The following is a 17,273-nucleotide window of genomic DNA, read 5'->3' on the forward strand; positions in this document are numbered from 1 at the left end:
CAAACCTACGCCCCGGAACGGATCCGTGAGGCCGTTCTAGCCGGAGTAACAGCCTGGCTTGACGCCGGTGTCGTAGTCATTCAAGCCCGAGAAGGGATCACCGAGCGCGAGTTCGGGAGGTTCCGACGGCGGGGGATTCCGTCCCTTACCGTACAAGGGCTGCGTCAGCAAGGATTTCGTGGTCGGAGTGACAGCAAATCGGGGGCAACCCCGAGGCGAAAAGCCTCGACTGTATCGAAACCCTCCCACTTAAGTGCCGAGGTTGTTTAGAGGTATCTTTCGAAGTTCGTCCACAAGTGTATCGTCGTAATGCCGGCTCTGAATTTTCTCACCGATGGTTTCGTTGATCCAGACCTGATGGTCTGCCTCGTTGGCGATAACGGTAGTTGGAGAGTCCCAGCCGCCCAGCCTGTTCTGGTTGCTCAACCACGAAACATGGTAGCCGGCTGCTCGGGCAATTTCCACGATCGAGGGGCTCTCGGCGAGAGGTCTGTCGGTGAATTGTGAGCGGGCCGTAAGTGCCTGTTCAAGGGATCGAACAGTATTTGGGTAGCAGGAATAGGCATTCTGCATGAGAACGAAATGATTGTCTACCGCCTGACGTGTCAACCACAGGGTAGTATCTTTCTCATAGCCGTAGGCAGACATCCTGTCGCGAGTCTGGGATTCCCCGACAATGACGACGTAAAGACCGTGGCGCCCCTGTTCTCGGATGCCCTCGAGGGATGCAATCAGGGATTTCCGTTCCTCCAGCTTGCTTTCGAATGAATTGAGTTCCTGCACTTTTTCGACAGCAGCAGTCACGATGTTCGTAGTGAGATTCCCTGCGTTTTTCATGGCTGCTGCGATGCTCGTGGCCAGCATGATGACGGATATGACTGGAACAGCCCGGCTGAAGATGCCAATGCTTTGACGACAGGTTAGCGCTCTGATTGAGATGGCGGACAAAAGGACGGCAAAAAAACAAACGCCGACCGTAAACATCGCGCCCTTATACGAGAAGTATTCGACCGCTTCGCTGGGATTGGTCTGCCAGATCGCAATCAACGTGTCGGCGTTCATCAAGCCATCATGAGACAACCAGTATGCAATGAAAGCAAGCGGCAATGAGACGGCAGCACCCCAGAGTACTGCGGAAACCAGACGGATCAGCCTCTGTACGAATCTGTTCTGGAAAAAGCACGAAGATGCCGTAAAAAACATAATTAATACGGCAAGCGAGATCGCACAACAGTTGTTCTTCGTGAGGCTCCGTGGCAGACCGAAGACATCTCTAACATTCGAATCTGCATCCCAGTACATCATGGCGCCCGGCACATTCAGAAGCAAATACAAGATCAGCGTGGCCGCAAGATCTCGTCGATCCTTGCGAAAGACGTACAAAAATCCGGCAAGACCGACGGCTGTCAACAAAGTGTAGCCAGCGTGTCCGAAAGCATGTTTGTATGTGCCGAGCAGAAAGGCATTTGTCAGAAAAATGAAGGAGACTGCGAAAAGATAGAGCGTGATCGGCAGAATTAAAGCATTAACCTATGCTCTGAAAGGCAAGTTGAATCGTAACTTAGAGGGGGGTATCATTATGCTATTCATTTTAATATTGCAATTCGCTTTATAGATCGCCTCGACAATTTTTACGACAGGCTGACTAGGAGGCTCAATGAGAGAGCCGGACGCGCCCATATCCGCTTCTCTATGAGGAATTCCTCGAGGTCGAAATGATCACGGACAGAGCTGCATGCATGATCGGAAGCAGGTCGATGAAAACGCAGAATCGAAATCTGCCCCTGCAGTAGAAAGTTTCAGGGCATCGCGACAATGACGAATGGGAACCTACTATACCAGTATGGCAGGCAATTTTCCATTGGCTTTTGGACTGGAGACGCGTGACTTTATGACGTCCGGATGGTTGACGCCCGGGCGGCCCGTCATCAGTCCCGGAAATAGGTTGTCAATCTGAACTCCCATGATTAGAGAACTGCATTTTCTGCCGCCCTTCTCATTGCATCATCACCTCGACGGTCGTACATGGCGGTGGTCGAAATGTTCGAGTGCCCCATCATGTTCTTGACGGTCACGATGTCGACATTGTTCGCGAAAAGTCGTGTGGCGAATGTTCGTCGGAGATCATGTGCCGTCGCCGACTCATGGTTCGCGGACTCCATGCGGCGTTTCGTAATCCGACCGATCGAACTCGAATCGAGAGCGTCGGTAATGGAAATCCGGCCGTTCTTGTAGATCCGTCCGAAAAGCAATCCTGGTTCTGTGCCACGCCAGCTACGAATCCAGATTTCGACTGCCTGTGCGACTGGCGGCGGAAGAAACACCCTCCTCTCCTTGTCGCCCTTGCCTATCAGGGTGAGGGAACGGTTGTAGAGATCGAGCTTGTCGATGCGGATGCCGGGAATTTCTCCGCGGCGAAGTCCGCAGCCGAGCATGAGTGAAATGACGGCGCGGTCGCGGGCGCCGATCGCCGTGTCCGCATCGCACCCCGCGAGAAGATTTCGGGATTCGTCAAAGGAAAGCGCGCGCCCCGTAGGTAGTCGATAGATACGCCTCTGCTTCAGGGACTTGATGCGAAGGTAGTCCTCGTGCTCCATCGATCGTGCGAGCCAGGCAGCCTGAGCGACCCCCTTGAGGGCAGCCAAATAACAGTTCGAAGTTGAGCCCGAAATGCCGTCGCGCTCCTGTTTAGCGAGAAACGCGAGCACGTGTTCGGTCTTCATCTCTCCCCAACGGCAGTCTCGAAGATCGGCGGCGCCGGTCCATCGGGCGAAGACATTGAGTTTTGACGCCACCGACTTGCGCGACTGCGGCGAATGAAGCGTCGCGAGATAGGCGAGCGCCGCATTGACCTGTCCCGAATTTGCAGCGGCCGTTGCCGACAGCATGCCTTTCTGAGTTGCGCCCGAATCGGCGCCCTCCGGCGGAACCATGACCTCAAAATCCGTTGACATTTCTGAAAACCCCTGATGGAGAACGAAGACGCGAGTTTCTTGGTGCGGGCGACGGACGCTCCAAATAACGCACGAGAATGAACATTCTACGACATTAACATATTATATCTCTTCCTTCGATCCGATTTACCCCTTGAGGGGTTCAGGACTACAGGATTTTCAAGAGGGGCTTCAAGGATGATTGTGCTCGGGCGACGGCGCAAAAAAAACAGAAACGGCACTTCACATGGCGCGGTTGAATGGTTTGAGATGAATGGATGATGGCCTGCAGTAGAAAGATCGCGTTTATTTGCGTCCAGATGAACATGAAAATCCTTTCTTTAGCTGTGCGACAAGGAGAGAGAGGCATTTGAGAACGTGAAAAAATAGGCCCTTTTGGGCTTCCGGGCTCTGAAAACGCCTCGTTCGGGCACGTTTTCGCCACAGCAGGTAGAATGTCGAGATAGCAAAAACAAAACAAAGCCAGGAAGCCTCCATGCAAGAACAAAAAAACAATGAAGACACTCTGACTGACGATGCCATTGAGGCCGGCATCGAGGAACTGACCCTCGCGCTCCTTTATCTGAAGCGCTTCAAGTGGAACCATGACGACCAGGTCGCCCGTGCCAGCTGGCGTAGCTTCGACTGGGAGACGCTCGACAATCTTTTGCAGTCCTCCGATCTTTCCGGTTGTGACCACAAGGCGGTCTGGATTTCCGACGAAGGCATCAGGCGGGCGCGCAACATTCTGGAGAAGTACGGCCTTTCTCATCTTGAAGGTGCTGCAGAAGCTTAATGACCAAACGACTGGAGCCGGACTTCCGGCTCGGACTTACCGGAGCCATCGTCTCCTATCTCAGCTGGGGGCTCATGCCCATCTACTGGAACCTGCTCGAAGGAGCCGGCTCCGTAGAGGTGATTGCCCATCGCATTCTCTGGTCGCTTCTCTTCATCCCGCTCGTGATGGCGGTCCGCGGAAAACTCCGCTCCGCCTGGTCCGACATCAAGTCGATTTTCACCTCCCCCGTCACAGCCCTTCTGCTCGCGACCGCCGCGTGCTTCGCCGGTCTCAACTGGTGGATAAACGTGATCGCCGTTCTGAGCGGTCACGTTGTGGAGCTCGGCATCGGCACTTTCCTCACGCCGCTCATCTCCGTTTCCTGCGGTGTTCTCTTTTTCCATGAACGCCTCTCGCGCACGAAGACCGCTGGCGTGATGCTCGCCATGACCGGCGTGCTCATCATGATCGTCTCCTTCGGCCACTTCCCCTGGATTTCGCTCGGCGTCTCGGCGACCTGGGGAATTTACGGGGCGCTCAAGAAAAAGCTCATGCTCGACGCCTGGGTGAGCATTCTGCTTGAAGGCCTCATGATGATGCCCGTTGCTTTGGGTTATGTCTTCTGGCTTTCGTCGATCGGTGAAAATCACTTCCTGCCGACGGTCAATCCCGAGCTTTCGCTCTGTCTCGCCGGCACCGGCATCGTCGCCTCCATCCCGCTTATCTTCTTTACGATCGCAGCGGTCAACCTCCCGATGAACGTGCTCGGATTCTGCCAGTACATCTCGCCGATCCTCACGCTTTTGCTCGGAATCCTATTCTTCAACGAGCGTTTCGGCTGGGGCGAACTCTTCACCCTCCTCTTCATCTGGAGCGGCATCGCTGTCTTCCTTTTAGCAGAAGTTCACGAACATCGCAAGGCTCATTGATCACTTCGGGTGTTCATGCTGAGTGCTCAGGAGTTACGATGATCGTCCTTTCCTGCGTTCAATTCAATGCCATCAGCGTAATGAATTCTTCATCTCTGATGACGCGAGGAGAACGCTCAATCCTCAATTTTGATCCCCGGTGTTTCTGTTCGTTAATGCCTCCCCGATGCGCGTTTTGTGTTCCAGAGTGTTTTTGACTTCCTCCCCGTCCTAAAGGGCGGGGATTCCTTGGACCACGCGGTCTCGTGGTTCAAGGGCGGTTCCCATTGATGGCATCGAGTCCTTAGGCCGAAAGCCTTGCTCCCCAACACTCACTACATGGGCGATGTGCTTTTGTTGTGTGCACTCGGGCCTGTCCGGCCCTTCCTCAACACGTTCAGGGCGCCCACCACGTCGGCATTCGCTTCGAAGCCGCAACTTTCGTTGACGCACTTGAAAATCGCCTGCGTCGGGCGGTTGCGTTTGTCCCTGCTCTGACAGTGCGGGCAGGTGATGCTCGTCCCTCTCGGATCGACGGGAATCATCACACCACCCACTTTCAGAAGTTGCCATTCGATTGTTTGGCGAAGACTGTAGAACCCCGTGCGCAGGATGGCGCGGTTGAGCCCGCTTTTCTGCTTCACATTCTTGCCGGGATTCGCAACGGTGCCCTTGGCAGACGCCGTCATGTTCTTCACCTTCAGGTCCTCGACGTACACGCAGCCGTACTCCTGCGCGAGCGCATGCGCCGTCTTCCTGTGGAAATCCTGTCGAATGCAACGAATCTTTCGGTATAGGTTTTGAATCCTCTCCTTGAGCTGACGGCGCTTGCGACTCGGCTGCTTCTTGTCAAAAGGCTCCGCCAGTCCCAACTTCGCGAGTTTCTTTCGCGACTCCTGGTTGAGCGAAAGCTTGCGTTTCAAGCCCGCAATGCGTTTCTCGATCGAGCGAATCTTCTCCGTGTCGAGATCGTAGAATCGTCCGTCGCTCGTCGCGACGGCATGCACGACGCCGACGTCGATTCCGACATCGAGCGCCTTCATGTCGGGAGCCTGGACTTCGAACTCAACCGTGAAGATCACGAACCAGCGGCCGCAGTCCTTCTTGACGTGAATCTGTTTCACGACACCGGGAACGAGCGTCCCGTTCGCACACTCAAACGCGATGGCACGCGTTCTACGGTATCGAATCCAGCCGATCTTCGGGAGCTTGACTCGCCCGTTGGCATCGTCGATGTGTTCTGGAGCAAACTGCGGAACCCGAAAGCCGTCTCCGATATCTTTCGCCTTGAACTTCGGCCATCCTTTGTGTGCCGGATCGCTCTTGGGACGGAAGCTGTCGCTGATGGCGCGATCGAGATCGAGCAGGGCTTGCTGGAGCGGTTGGGCCATGGCCTCGCGAAGGAAGGCGGTCTCGGGTTGTTTTTTCCAGAGCACCAACTCGTGGGCGAGCTCCTTGTAGGTGAGAAGCTTTTCACCTTTAGACTTGCGCTCGTTTTGGATCCCCAACGCCTTGTTGAAGACAAACCTGCGGCAACCGGCGTTTCGGCTCAAGGCCGCACGTCGGGTCTCGTCAACATAGAGTTCGTATTGAAAGGCGCAGGTGATCTTCATATGAACATCATGGCACACTTCCTTTAAGAATGCGTGCTTTACGACCAAATGCCCATTTGGGCCTTATATCCTCCCCATGAATGGAGAGGTTTTACGGCCCGTTAGATAAAGTCGAGCCGAGAAAACCCGCGGTTTTAACCGCCGGGATGATAGGTGCTCAAATCCCCTTCGCACAAACTCGTGCGAAGCATGCGTCCTCGAAAAGGACGGTGTAGGATTGAAATCATGAAAGCCAACATCGCCTACAAGTTCGAACTGATGCCTACCCGGGAGCAGAAGCGAATCTTCGCTCAAGCTGCCGGGTGTCGGCGTTTCGTGTGGAACAAGGCGATAGAACTGCAGAAGCGGTGCCTTGAACAAGAGGTTCCTTTTCTCAAGTACACGGAGCTGGCCGGACGGTTGGTGCTGTGGAAAAAGGAAGACGACATGTTGTGGTTGCAGGAAGCGCCTTCTCAGGCACTTCAACAGTGCCTGATGGACGCGTCTGCTGCAATCCAAGCGTTCAAGGCTAAGAAACGGGCTTCCCAAAGTTCCAAGCTCGGGGCGACAGGGATTCCTTCCGCATTCCGCAAGTTCGCCCGACGGATTGGGACGAGGCCAACGGTCGAGTCCGCATCCCGAAGGCAGGCTTCGTGCGATTCAGAAAGTCGCGTCCGATTCAAGGCAAGATCAAGCAGATGACGGTTTCCGTCGAATGCGGGCATTGGTTTGAGGGATCAGCTCAGGCGCCTGCCGCCGGCATCAGGAATGCCTGCGTACTTCATGGTGGCGTACTCGATCTTCGAGACCGAGCCGCAGCCGTCGTGCCTGAAGGCGCTTTTCTCCTCCGCATCAAGGAAGCCCACGATGTAGGGGGCGTAGTTGGCGAGCGTGTTGAGGTCGATCTGAAGGAGTTTCGAGGACGTGAGGTTCTCGTCCATGCGTTCGCTTGTGCCGAGGAACACCCAGCCCGAGAATGCCCCGTCGGGCTTCCTGCGGTAGAAAATGCCGATGTCCTCACCCTTCTGAAGAACGCCCGGCGTCACCCAGGCATAGGCCGTGGCCATCGGACCCTCGATCATCGGGCGGATCTGGCTCTTGGGAATGAGCGGGCGCCATTCGGCCGAGGCGCAGCAGTCTTCTCGATCAATCGACACGGGCCAGAAGTTCGTCTTCTGCAGGCGCTCAAGAAGCTTCTCATGGCCGTAGAGCGCGGCAAAATCGCACTCGTTGGCGTAGAGCGGCACGAGCTCATATATGGCGATCGAGTTGAGCGAGGCCGAGACGGCGTCCCAGGCTTCGCAAAGGCACATGCCGGCAAACGGCGTGTTGGGGAACGTGGGCGAACTGGTGCACGTGACCATGTAGCCGGGCTCGGGCATCTTGCCTTCCTGGTTCATCTGACGTGAGATGGCGTCAAGAAGAAGCACTCTCCAGTCGCTTGCGTTGATTTTCTTCACCTCTTCTGCGGGGGCGGCAATCGTGAGCACGGACAGCTTGACCGCATCGGCCTCTTCGTTCGTGATCGCTCCGGAGACTTCGGCCTGGGCGCCATCAATCACATGCTTCATCGCCAGTTCGGCCACGGCCACGATGCGCACGATGTGCTTGTCTACAGGATGAGAGCAGACCATGATGGCGGGGCCGTTCGGGTTCGGGATCATGCGTTCGACCTTGAGGTGCGACTTGTCGAGCTCAGCGACGGTGCTCTTGTTGAAGAAATCCTTGATGGAGTCGTGATCCTTGAGAATGGTTTCAATAATCGCGAGGTTCCGACGAAGCATGTTCAGCTCGGACTGGGTGCCGTAATACCCCTGCGCCTCGGCCTGCTCGATCAGGTTCCTGGCGTATTCGTCGAGGAACTTCCTCGTCTTGGCTGCGACCTTTTTCGCCTCGTCGTAATCTTCGGCAAGAACCAGGCACCTGAGCATCAGGAAGAACCAGTCGGCATCCCTGCCCTCTTCGGGCAGGGCTTCAAGAAGGCCCCTGGCCTTTTTCACGCGGTCTTCCTTGCTGCCGAAGCTACTCTCGAGGATCTCACCTGCGGCCGCCATGGAGACGAGTTGGCGAAGCATGCCCCACTCAGGCTTGATGTTATTGACGAAAGTGTCAATCACCGACATGTCACCATCCTGCTTGAAACCTTCGACGACGTACGTGAAGAGCAGCAGCCCCGTGTCGACGGCAAAATGCTGCTCAATGTTCCCGTCAAAGAGCAAGCGCGCAGCCAAGGATGCGGTATGGCGCGCCTCCTTCCAGTTACCCTTCAGCTGGAGCAGACCGCAGACGAGCGAGAGCCTGATGAGGTTGCCGTCCTTGTTGTTGCCGGAAACATCCAGAACTGCCTCAAGTTTCTGCGGGTCCTGCATGTCAAGTGCGGCACGCGCGATGAAATCAAGCTCGACGCGGCTGAAGTTGTCGAGAGGAATCGGCGACGTCACTTCGAGAATCGCGCGCTTGCCCTCGTCACCGCGCTCATACTGGCTGCGCATCCACTCGATGCGCTCGGCCTTCGTCAAGTCGAGTGCGTAGTCCCTCGGCGTTTCGTCGCAGAGCCGGTCGCCTCCGGTGACTGCGGCACGGCACATGACCGAGAGAGTCAGCACGCCGTCGCTGTCCTCAAAGTCGACCACCGAGTCGAGACCGTCCTCAAGCGTTTCGATCATCTCGGCCTTGTTGCCCAGCCTGCTCAAAATGACGGCCGTAACCTGGTAGGCCCTGGGCGCAGACCCTCCTGCCACGAAGTAGAGACCGAAAGTCTCGAGGGCCTTGCTGAGGTTCTTCTCGAAGAGTTCATGATCCTCTTCCTCCTTGAAGAAGCCCTGGAAGGCCCATGTCTCGGCCATGTGACGAAGAACGAACGGGTCTTCCATCTGCTCTTCGAAAGTGAGCTTGTTGAAGAGCTTTTCGGCCTTGTCTTCCTTGTGTTCATACAAGGCACGGATGATCTGAAGGGTGTGCTTGCGAGCCTTCACCAGGCTGCGAAGATCATATCCGTAGGAGTTGCCTTCGACCTTCGCCAAGCTCTCGGCTGCCTTGAGGTGTGCGGCAGCGTTGTCGACCTCGTTCCTGAGCAGGTACGATTCCGCACAGAGAAGATGCACCAGACCGCACTCGCCGCCGCATTCAAGGATGTGCAGACAGATCCGGTTGAAGTTGTAGACGTCGGCGCAGTGCTCCGTGAGGCTGAGTTCCATGGAGGCGGAAGCGATCCAGGGAATGATGACGTCAAGAGCCTCAAACATCACGTCCTCGGTGTCGGTCTGCTCGAATCGAGCGGTCAGGTCGCTGTAGGGCTTCTCCCCTTGAATGATCTTCAGGGCTTCCTGCCGGTCAAACGTTCTGCTGGGGCAGTTCCTGGATATCCGACTTCCCGTCATTCGATGTCTCCGTTTTTGATTGCCGTCGTGGATTCAGAGGGTCGCCCCGATCGTCGAGGCGGATCCGGTATTATAACAAAGCACACAGGATGCCGATTCCTTTATGCTCTAATCGTGAGCATTTTGTGCAGATCGGAGCCTCTGCGGTAGAGACGTTTCACGGGGCTGGCCTGAGGGCAGCCGCAATACGTTTTGCAACGTCTCGTTTTGGCCGCCCGGCACCGCTTCAGGTAAAATGTATTATCGATGGCATGCCGTGCGTAGAGGGCGTTTCAGGAGCCCGCCTCACGGCAGAAGCCTGCCCGCAACAAGTCAAGAAGACAGGCCCTACATGCGAATCGGATCCTTCATCGTCATCGTGCTCTCCCTCATCGCGACAGCCTTTTCCGTCGCGGTCACCGCAGTTGGTTGGGAGCGCATCCTCTTTTACACGGGATGGATGTCCTCATCCTTCGTCTACCCCGCCTCGATCCTTCTCTACATTCTTCTCTTCGGCCTCGCCATGATGCGCTGCAGGACGATCACCCGTGCTGCGGGCGCCTCTCTCATCGCCTCCATCGTCGCCCTCCTCGTCTGTGTCTTCATCTCGGCCGTCGACCAGTACTACGGCGGCCCGCTCGTCGCCATGATGACCGGCTGGTTCGGCATGGAGAGCATCATCGTTGAAGAAACCTCGCTGAACATCATCGCCGTCCTGGGCGGCGTCCTCTGGCCCCTTCTCTACACCGTTACCCTCTTCATCGCCACCCTCTTCACGAAGCGCAGGGTGCCGAGGTACCTCAAGTAGCCGCTCGCCACATTCATGCAAGGCCGCAGGTTCCCATTTCCTGCGGCCATTTTGCCGACCGCCTTTTACCTGAAGAGTGCACCTTTCGAACCTCAACGCACTTCGGTCACGCCTTCCAATCCATTCGGGCATGTTCTTGAGCGCCAGATATGCCTTCCCTGCCACGCAGCTCAGAAAGCATGCCCTGACATGTCGTCCACAATGAGGGATGTTTCTTGCACCACGGCACTGATTCATTTCATCAGGCATTTGTCTATCCGGCAATGGCACAGTCGCACAAAAAAAACTATCCCGAACGGAATCAGAATAGGCGCATCCCGGAACCGCATCGCTGACTGTCGGCATCAAGCGAATCACAAATTATCGACCATTCCCCGAGAATGATCCCTTTAGGTTAGTGTTGCAAGCAAGCCACACCTTCAAAAAAGATTTGTCAATTCATATCAACAGCACATTTTCGTTTGTTACACAGTGATAATCAATTGAAATTAACTGCCCCCCAAGAGTAAGGGTTTACCCTTATCGGAGGGTAGTGTGTGTAGAGCCGAAACTGTGTACCGCGTATTCATCACAACCGATGGACACGTTCAAAAATCTCGACATGCAACTGGAGATTGTAATGAACTCGACATTCAAAGTTGTTTTCAACAAGGCGCGTGGTGCCCTGATGGTGGTAAATGAAGCCACATCCTCCGTCCAGGCGAAGGGAACGAAGACGGTGATTGCGGCCGCCGTGACGGCACTGATGGCCGGCGGTACGATGGCCGGCGACCTCACTTATGACTCGATCGTCAAAAACGAGGGAACGTTCAAGTTCCTCAACGGCAAGGGTGAGACAACGCATATTCTGACCAACGCCAGCGTTCCGCAGCTTATTGTTGACCTTAACAATGCAAAAGATAAAGGTCTTTCCGTCATAATCGAGGCCTTGGGGCAGTTTAACGAGGAAAACAAGACCGGCACCGTGTTTGGTTATGCCGGCGGCCAGAACTACATGGAAAAGAGTAGTCATGACTTGATGGGAATAGCAGCCGAGGTCACTGATAACAAGACCTACAAGCACATCATTGAAATTATGCAGAAGCAGTTCGAGCCTCTGGATTCGAACTCGATCCTCATCCTTGACAAGGGGACGCATACGATTATCGGCGACGCGGAAGATAATACATCCCCGATTGTTTTGGGAATGGTAGGCGCTGACCGAGTGCTCAATCCTGCCCTCAATCTAGCTCTCGACAAAAATGAGATTGGCAAGCAGGCTTCACGCTCTACGGAAATTGTCCGTCATGGCAACTCTGTTGTTGAAATCGAATCCGGCAACGTTATCGGCGCGATCGGAGCGAGAGCGTCAGAAATTTTGTGTCCATGGGATAATCGGAGCCCGCCAATCGGGTGCATCCAATGAACACGAATACCAAACGCAATTCTCGTAAGAAGTCCACCAACCCCCTCGATAACCATATCGACCAGTACGTTTCCGAGCTTCGAGCATCGGGCCGCCCGCTGGGCCCCGAAGCCTTCTCCGAGGCCGTCCGTACCTTCTCCCAACGCTTCGTCGAAGCCATGCTGCAGGGAGAAATGGATGCCCATCTCACAGGCTGTCAGCCCACTGAAACGCCTCCTGAAGAGGTCGCCGCTGACGAGCTTCCCCAGCTTTCCAACAAGCGCAACGGCTTTAGCCACAAGACCCTGAAGACCGAGTTTGGTCCTCTGCCGCTGAGCGTTCCGCGCGACCGACAGAACACTTTCGACCCGATCATCGTGCCCAAGCACAGCCGCTCGTTCGGCAAGATGGACGAGCAGATCATCGCCATGTACGCCAGGGGCATGAGCACCCGTGACATCCAGGCCTTCATCGACAACCTCTACGGGGTGGACATCAGCCCCGACTACGTCAGCAAGGTTACTGACAGAGTGCTTGAGGACGTCCGGGAGTGGCAGAATCGCCCGCTCGCAAGTGTGTATCCCGTCGCTTTCTTCGACGCCCTTCGAGTCAAAATCCGCAGCGGCGCAGCCGTAAAGAACATGGCTGTTCATCTCGGGATTGGTGTTCGCACGGACGGTACGCGTGAGGTTCTGGGCATGTGGATCGCCGAGAACGAGGGCGCAAGCTTCTGGGCGAGCGTGTTCAACGGGCTCAAGGCCCGAGGCGTGGAGGACATCCTCATCGCCGTTACGGACGGCCTGAAGGGCATGACGGAGGCTCTTGAAACCGTGTATCCGCAGACCCTCCACCAGACCTGCATCGTCCACCTTATCCGCGCATCCACCTCATTCGTCTCTCAGAAGGACAGGGCGGCCGTATGCAAGGAGCTGAAGCCCATCTACCAGGCAGTGGATGCCGACGCTGCAGAACGCGCTCTGGAGCGTTTTGGAAGCACGGACATGGGCAAGAAGTATCCAGCCATCATCCAGATCTGGGAACGCGCCTGGGCGCAAGTGATCCCGTTCTTCCAGTTCCCGCCAGAGATCCGTACACTGATCTATACGACCAATGCGATTGAAGGGCTAAACCGCGCTGTCAGGAAGGTGATCAAGACGCGCACTCTATTCCCTAGTGAGGACGCAGCCCGGAAGCTGATCTACCTGGCTATCATGAATTTCACGACCTCCTGGAAGCGTGCTACAGCCAGGTGGTCTGCTGCCATGCCTCAGTTCGCTCTGCTGTTTGGCGAGCGCTTTACAGGTGCCATGGAGTAAGACAAGGGGTATGATTAGACTACCCGCGCTATCGCATCAGGTCTGGCATACTGCATCACAAAAAACAAAGGGCAGCCTCGTTGGGCTGCCCCTGGAATAACCTCCCCAGACACAGAAATCCTGACACTCCCATCGGAGCTAGTTCCGCCGTCAACATTGGCAGTGGCTTGACGATCTCCAAGAAAAAGAGTTTAGGACCTGTCGAGATCACAGGCTATGTTTATACCAATGCAAGCAACACCACGACGACTCTCAACGGCGATTCCATTCTGAACGTCAAGGGTACGGGGTGCGTTGCCGGTGCCTTCGCAGGTGGATCGTCCATTGCTGTTTTTGACGGCGTTTCCAATTCCACCGTGACGGGCAACTCTTACTTCACCCTCAACAACTCCAAGGGTAACGAAGCCCATGGCTCCATCAACACTCTTGCTGCCGGCATTGCCGGCGGCGGTCTTGCGATCGGCATGGCCAGTGGCGACGCCGTGTCCAAGGTCGAGGGCTCCACTGTCATCGATCTTCAGAATGGTCTCGCAGCAGGCGTCATGGGCGGCGGCATGGCCCTTTCCGTTGACGGCGGCACGATGATGGATTTTTTCAACGGGACGCTTGATGCGGAGAACGATGCCTTCAAGCCCATCAACGAACTGGGCAAGAAGATCTCCGAAAAGCTGAAGGGATTCAGTCCTGAACTCACAGAGACCGTCAAGACGGAATCGGGCACGGCTTTGGCCGAATCGCACGACATCACCATCAAGGTCGGCACCGGCATGACGACGCTCGGCCTTGTGGGCGGCGGGATTGCAGCGACCTATCAGAACAACCATCCTGCTTCTTCGGCAGTCAGTACGGCCAAGGCTGACAATGTCACGATCCTTCTCGGCGGCAACGAAGCAAAGCCGGATCAGACGTTTGACGTCGCCTGGAAGAGCGGTCTTATCAGTGCCATCAAGAATTTGGGTGCCTCCGGTGGCAAGGCCAAGGTTGACAAGGTCGTCGAATTTGCCACGGCCATTGACGATTACGACGGCGCTACCATTGGCGTTCTCGGCGGTGGCATTGCCCTTGGCTATGACGACAGCGTGCGTGGCGATAATGGCGAACATTCGCCCAAGGCTGACGCTTCCGTGAAGAATGTCGGCATCCAGGTCAACAGCGGTTACAACGTTGCCCTCGTTGCCGGCGGGTTCGCGGTTGGTTCCGGTCACTCTCTCACGGGCAAAGACGTTCTTGCTTCTGCCAATGTTGATGAGGATGTTCTCGTCAACATCGCCGGCGGTGAAACGATCGGCCTGATGGGCGGTGGTGTTGCTGTCTGGACGGGTTCCAAGGAAGCCCATAAGGGCCTCGGCGTTCAGGCGAACGTTGACAATGTAACGTTTAACGTGATGGGTGGCTCCGTCGACGGTCTCTTCGGCGGCGGTCTCGCTGTTGACGATTCCAACCCTGAGGTTGGTGGTGTCTATGAAGACGCCCGCAACGCCGAAGCCAATGTCGGCAATGTCAACATCAACGTTGCCGGCGGCAAGGTCGGCCGTCTCCATGTTGAGGTCTTCAACGAGGTCGAAAATTATCCCAGCGGTGAAGGCAAGGATACGCCTGACATGAAGCTGTACCTCAAGGCCGGGCTCAAGGCCATTCAGGACGGCAAGGCTGCCATCGTCGGCGGCGGCATGGCTGCGGGCAACAGCATCGCCATCGCTGAAGATGGCTCTGCCAAGGATGCCGCGGGCGCGCGTGTTGAAGTTGCCAACATCAACATCTCCGGCGGCGTCATCGGTGAAGAAAAGGCCGGCATGCAGGGCAACATCTATGGCGGCGGCATCGCCTCCACGGGTGGCACGACCTGGGTCGGCACGTCCAACATCACGGTTGCCGGCGGTACGATCCACGGCGACATCTACGGCGGCGGCCTCTCGATCGGCGGCAACTATGGCAAAGGTCATGAGTGCTACAACGACGCCCTCTCTGCGGTTGACACGACCAACATCACACTCGACGCCGGCAGCCTGAATGGCAACGTCTACCTTGGTGGTCGCGTGCTTGAGGAAGGCGCCAATGCCAATAACAAGGGCAAGGCCAATGCAACTGTCGCTGCTGGCACGCTCACGATCTACAAGGACTTCAAGTTCTTGAAGGCCGACGCCGTCATCGACGGTTCCGGCGCTGATTCGGCAACGCTCAACTTCGTGAACGGCTATGACTTCTCCAAGACTGAAGCCTCTGAAGTCGCCCTGCTCGATGGCTCTGACCGCATCGTGATCAAGGGCTTCGACAAGCTCGAGTCCGGCGACCTCGTTACCGGCGCAGACTATGACATGGGCGGCAAGACCAGCGTCGAGGTCACCGGCAATTACGAGTTTGGTGCAATCAGTAGTGCCAACGATTCGCAGACGTTGACCGTCAAGGAAGGTGGTGCCCTCGCCGTTCAGTCTACGGTCGCTCCTACCAACAAGTTCGTGGTCGAGGAAGGCGTTCTTGCTCTTGGCACAACCGCCAGGACTTCTGACGCCCGCGACGGCCTCGGCAAGTACAACGAAAAGGCCGGTCTCTACCTGAGCGGACAGGTCAATCTCGCCAACGCCAGCATCAACGTTGGCGAGACCAAAGCCAAGAATGGCGTGAACATTGGTTCCAACGGCACGCTGATTGTTGATGCCTCTGTTGATGACGGTCAGGAAGGCAATCTTTCCACCGACGTGACCGGCAAGATCACTGGCGAAAAGGGTTCCACGATTCATTACGTGCACGTGGCCGACAAGGGTGTCGTTGAGGTCGAACATGAAGGCTTCACGACCGTCACGGTCGACAACCTCCTCTACAAGGTTGTCAAGGTTGAAAACGAGGACAACCAGTACACGTTCAAGATCGCCACGGGTTCCGAACTCGCCGGTACGGGCCTTGAACACTTTGACGGCGCTGCCCTTGACGGCATGGCCGACAACGAAGTGATCGGTTCCCTCCTTGACCAAGCCAACACTGCCATCACGTCCGGCAGCCAGCGCGAAGCCCGCCTCAACGGCGCCCTCAACCTCGCTACTGCGGGTGGCGTCCAGACGGCCGGCATTGAAGCCGCCACGATGGGCATCGACCAGGCCACGAAGCGTGCTGCGCTCACCAACGTCTTCCTGGACGGCTGGACGGGTTTCGCTGAAGTGACGGGCACCTCCCTCAAGATGGGCGGCGACTCCGGCGCTCTTGAAACGAAGACCGAGCTCGGCGGCATCACGGTCGGCGGTGAATACACGATGGGCGACATGACGTTCGGCGTCATGGGCAACTTCGGAACCGGCGACGTTGAAGGCGAAGGCGACAACGACGGCGTCAAGAACGACGTGGACTACTACGGCGTTCAGGGCTACGCTGCCAAGCGCATGGGCCAGTTCAACCTCGTTGGCCAGATGGGCCTCATGACGACGAAGAACGATGTCACGTCCGCTGACGGCGACTCCGCCGACATCGACGCCACGATCTTCACGATCGGTGCCCGCAGCGAAATGGCCTTCCAGATCAGCAAGTCCTGTCAGGCTGTTCCGTACGTCGGTCTCAACTACCTGCGCGTCGCCACTGACGGCTACAACACCGCCAAGGGCCTCTCCGTGGATGACATGGACCAGAACCTCGTGAGCATGCCGATCGGCGTGGCCTTCTCGGGCAACATGGACCTCGCCTCCGGCTGGACGCTCCGTCCGACGGTCGACGTGGCCTATGTCCACACGTTCGGTGACACGGACGTCGAAGCCACGACGAAGTTCGGCGCTGCCGCCATCAACACCAACCTCGACGTCTGGAGCGAAAACGTCGGCCGCGTGGGCTTCGGTCTTGAAGCCCGCAAGGACGCCCTCTCCTTCGGCGGCCAGATCGGTGGTGCCTTCGGCGACAACGACCATCGCGAGTTCTATGGCCAGCTCAACATGAAGTATCTCTTCTGATACTGATCGTCTCCCTCTCCGCCGCCTTCTCCCTCTCTCCATCCGGGGCGGCGGGGATCCCCGCCTCCGGCATCCTTCGGAATGCCGGAGGTTTTTTGTACCCGGCATTCCGCACTTCGACGATCTGCAGGATTCGTCACCGGCTACCGCATGGCTTCGCGCTCCGCAGAACCCTTCATCAGCTCAGGTCCATCGAGGGGTACACTTGAACAATCAATCCAATCCAACCGATCCCTACTCCACTCACTCCAGCCGAAACCAATAGG

Annotated in this window: 11 protein-coding genes; 7 read left to right on the forward strand and 4 right to left on the reverse strand. The window is 56.5% G+C overall.

Annotation, left to right across the window (positions count from 1 at the left end; genetic code table 11):
• Positions 1-249 precede the first annotated feature (249 nt).
• Positions 250-1,410, reverse strand: coding sequence for a sulfatase-like hydrolase/transferase (locus tag HMPREF9465_RS10935; protein ID WP_147645369.1), 1,161 nt, complete (start codon positions 1,408-1,410; stop codon positions 250-252).
• Positions 1,411-1,967: 557 nt separating this feature from the next.
• Positions 1,968-2,954, reverse strand: coding sequence for a tyrosine-type recombinase/integrase (locus tag HMPREF9465_RS10940; protein ID WP_038007838.1), 987 nt, complete (start codon positions 2,952-2,954; stop codon positions 1,968-1,970).
• Positions 2,955-3,429: 475 nt separating this feature from the next.
• Between HMPREF9465_RS10940 and HMPREF9465_RS10945 the strand changes: the two genes are divergently transcribed.
• Entirely contained in the window at positions 3,430-3,729 is a 300-nt protein-coding gene (locus tag HMPREF9465_RS10945) for a DUF6429 family protein (RefSeq protein ID WP_005436974.1), read from the forward strand.
• Complete coding sequence (gene rarD / locus HMPREF9465_RS10950) at positions 3,729-4,640, forward strand: EamA family transporter RarD (protein ID WP_005436976.1); 912 nt, start codon at positions 3,729-3,731, stop codon at positions 4,638-4,640. Before HMPREF9465_RS10945 ends, rarD begins: the two co-directional genes overlap by 1 nt.
• Positions 4,641-4,954: 314 nt before the next feature.
• Here the strand turns inward: rarD and HMPREF9465_RS12560 are convergent, their stop codons facing one another.
• On the reverse strand, positions 4,955-6,232 hold the full coding sequence (locus HMPREF9465_RS12560) for an RNA-guided endonuclease InsQ/TnpB family protein (protein WP_005436978.1): 1,278 nt from the start codon (positions 6,230-6,232) through the stop codon (positions 4,955-4,957).
• A gap of 225 nt (positions 6,233-6,457) precedes the next feature.
• Between HMPREF9465_RS12560 and HMPREF9465_RS10960 the strand changes: the two genes are divergently transcribed.
• Entirely contained in the window at positions 6,458-6,913 is a 456-nt protein-coding gene (locus HMPREF9465_RS10960) for a helix-turn-helix domain-containing protein (RefSeq protein ID WP_051009083.1), read from the forward strand.
• 35 nt (positions 6,914-6,948) lie between these two features.
• Here the strand turns inward: HMPREF9465_RS10960 and HMPREF9465_RS10965 are convergent, their stop codons facing one another.
• Positions 6,949-9,591 carry an immunity protein Imm33 domain-containing protein gene (locus HMPREF9465_RS10965; RefSeq protein WP_005436980.1) on the reverse strand — a complete coding sequence of 881 codons (2,643 nt, stop codon included), beginning with the start codon at positions 9,589-9,591 and terminating at the stop codon, positions 6,949-6,951.
• Between the two features lie 331 nt (positions 9,592-9,922).
• On the opposite strand from HMPREF9465_RS10965, the gene HMPREF9465_RS10970 reads away from it, so the two are divergent.
• The 4 genes from HMPREF9465_RS10970 to HMPREF9465_RS10985 all read left to right on the forward strand — a co-directional run bounded on the left by HMPREF9465_RS10970 (position 9,923) and on the right by HMPREF9465_RS10985 (position 17,007).
• Positions 9,923-10,378, forward strand: coding sequence for a hypothetical protein (locus HMPREF9465_RS10970; RefSeq protein WP_005436981.1), 456 nt, complete (start codon positions 9,923-9,925; stop codon positions 10,376-10,378).
• A gap of 619 nt (positions 10,379-10,997) precedes the next feature.
• Complete coding sequence (locus tag HMPREF9465_RS13820; RefSeq protein ID WP_005436983.1) at positions 10,998-11,783, forward strand: ESPR domain-containing protein; 786 nt, start codon at positions 10,998-11,000, stop codon at positions 11,781-11,783.
• Positions 11,780-13,078 (forward strand): IS256 family transposase, encoded by a 1,299-nt coding sequence (locus HMPREF9465_RS10980; RefSeq protein WP_005433166.1) that lies wholly within the window; start codon positions 11,780-11,782, stop codon positions 13,076-13,078. The genes HMPREF9465_RS13820 and HMPREF9465_RS10980 overlap by 4 nt, the downstream gene beginning before the upstream one ends.
• A 167-nt stretch (positions 13,079-13,245) precedes the next feature.
• Positions 13,246-17,007: an autotransporter outer membrane beta-barrel domain-containing protein gene (locus HMPREF9465_RS10985; RefSeq protein ID WP_038007842.1), complete on the forward strand. Its 3,762-nt coding sequence runs from the start codon at positions 13,246-13,248 to the stop codon at positions 17,005-17,007.
• The last annotated feature ends 266 nt before the right edge of the window (positions 17,008-17,273 follow it).

This window comes from Sutterella wadsworthensis 2_1_59BFAA (assembly GCF_000297775.1).
GTDB lineage: Bacteria > Pseudomonadota > Gammaproteobacteria > Burkholderiales > Burkholderiaceae_F > Sutterella > Sutterella wadsworthensis_A.

Coding starts and splice junctions, on each gene's coding strand:
- HMPREF9465_RS10960 (WP_051009083.1), top strand. CDS start 6,458: ATGAAAGCCAACATCGCCTACAAGTTCGAACTGATGCCTACCCGGGAG.
- HMPREF9465_RS10965 (WP_005436980.1), bottom strand. CDS start 9,591: ATGACGGGAAGTCGGATATCCAGGAACTGCCCCAGCAGAACGTTTGAC.
- HMPREF9465_RS10940 (WP_038007838.1), bottom strand. CDS start 2,954: ATGTCAACGGATTTTGAGGTCATGGTTCCGCCGGAGGGCGCCGATTCG.
- HMPREF9465_RS10970 (WP_005436981.1), top strand. CDS start 9,923: ATGCGAATCGGATCCTTCATCGTCATCGTGCTCTCCCTCATCGCGACA.
- HMPREF9465_RS10980 (WP_005433166.1), top strand. CDS start 11,780: ATGAACACGAATACCAAACGCAATTCTCGTAAGAAGTCCACCAACCCC.
- rarD (WP_005436976.1), top strand. CDS start 3,729: ATGACCAAACGACTGGAGCCGGACTTCCGGCTCGGACTTACCGGAGCC.
- HMPREF9465_RS10945 (WP_005436974.1), top strand. CDS start 3,430: ATGCAAGAACAAAAAAACAATGAAGACACTCTGACTGACGATGCCATT.
- HMPREF9465_RS13820 (WP_005436983.1), top strand. CDS start 10,998: ATGAACTCGACATTCAAAGTTGTTTTCAACAAGGCGCGTGGTGCCCTG.
- HMPREF9465_RS12560 (WP_005436978.1), bottom strand. CDS start 6,232: ATGAAGATCACCTGCGCCTTTCAATACGAACTCTATGTTGACGAGACC.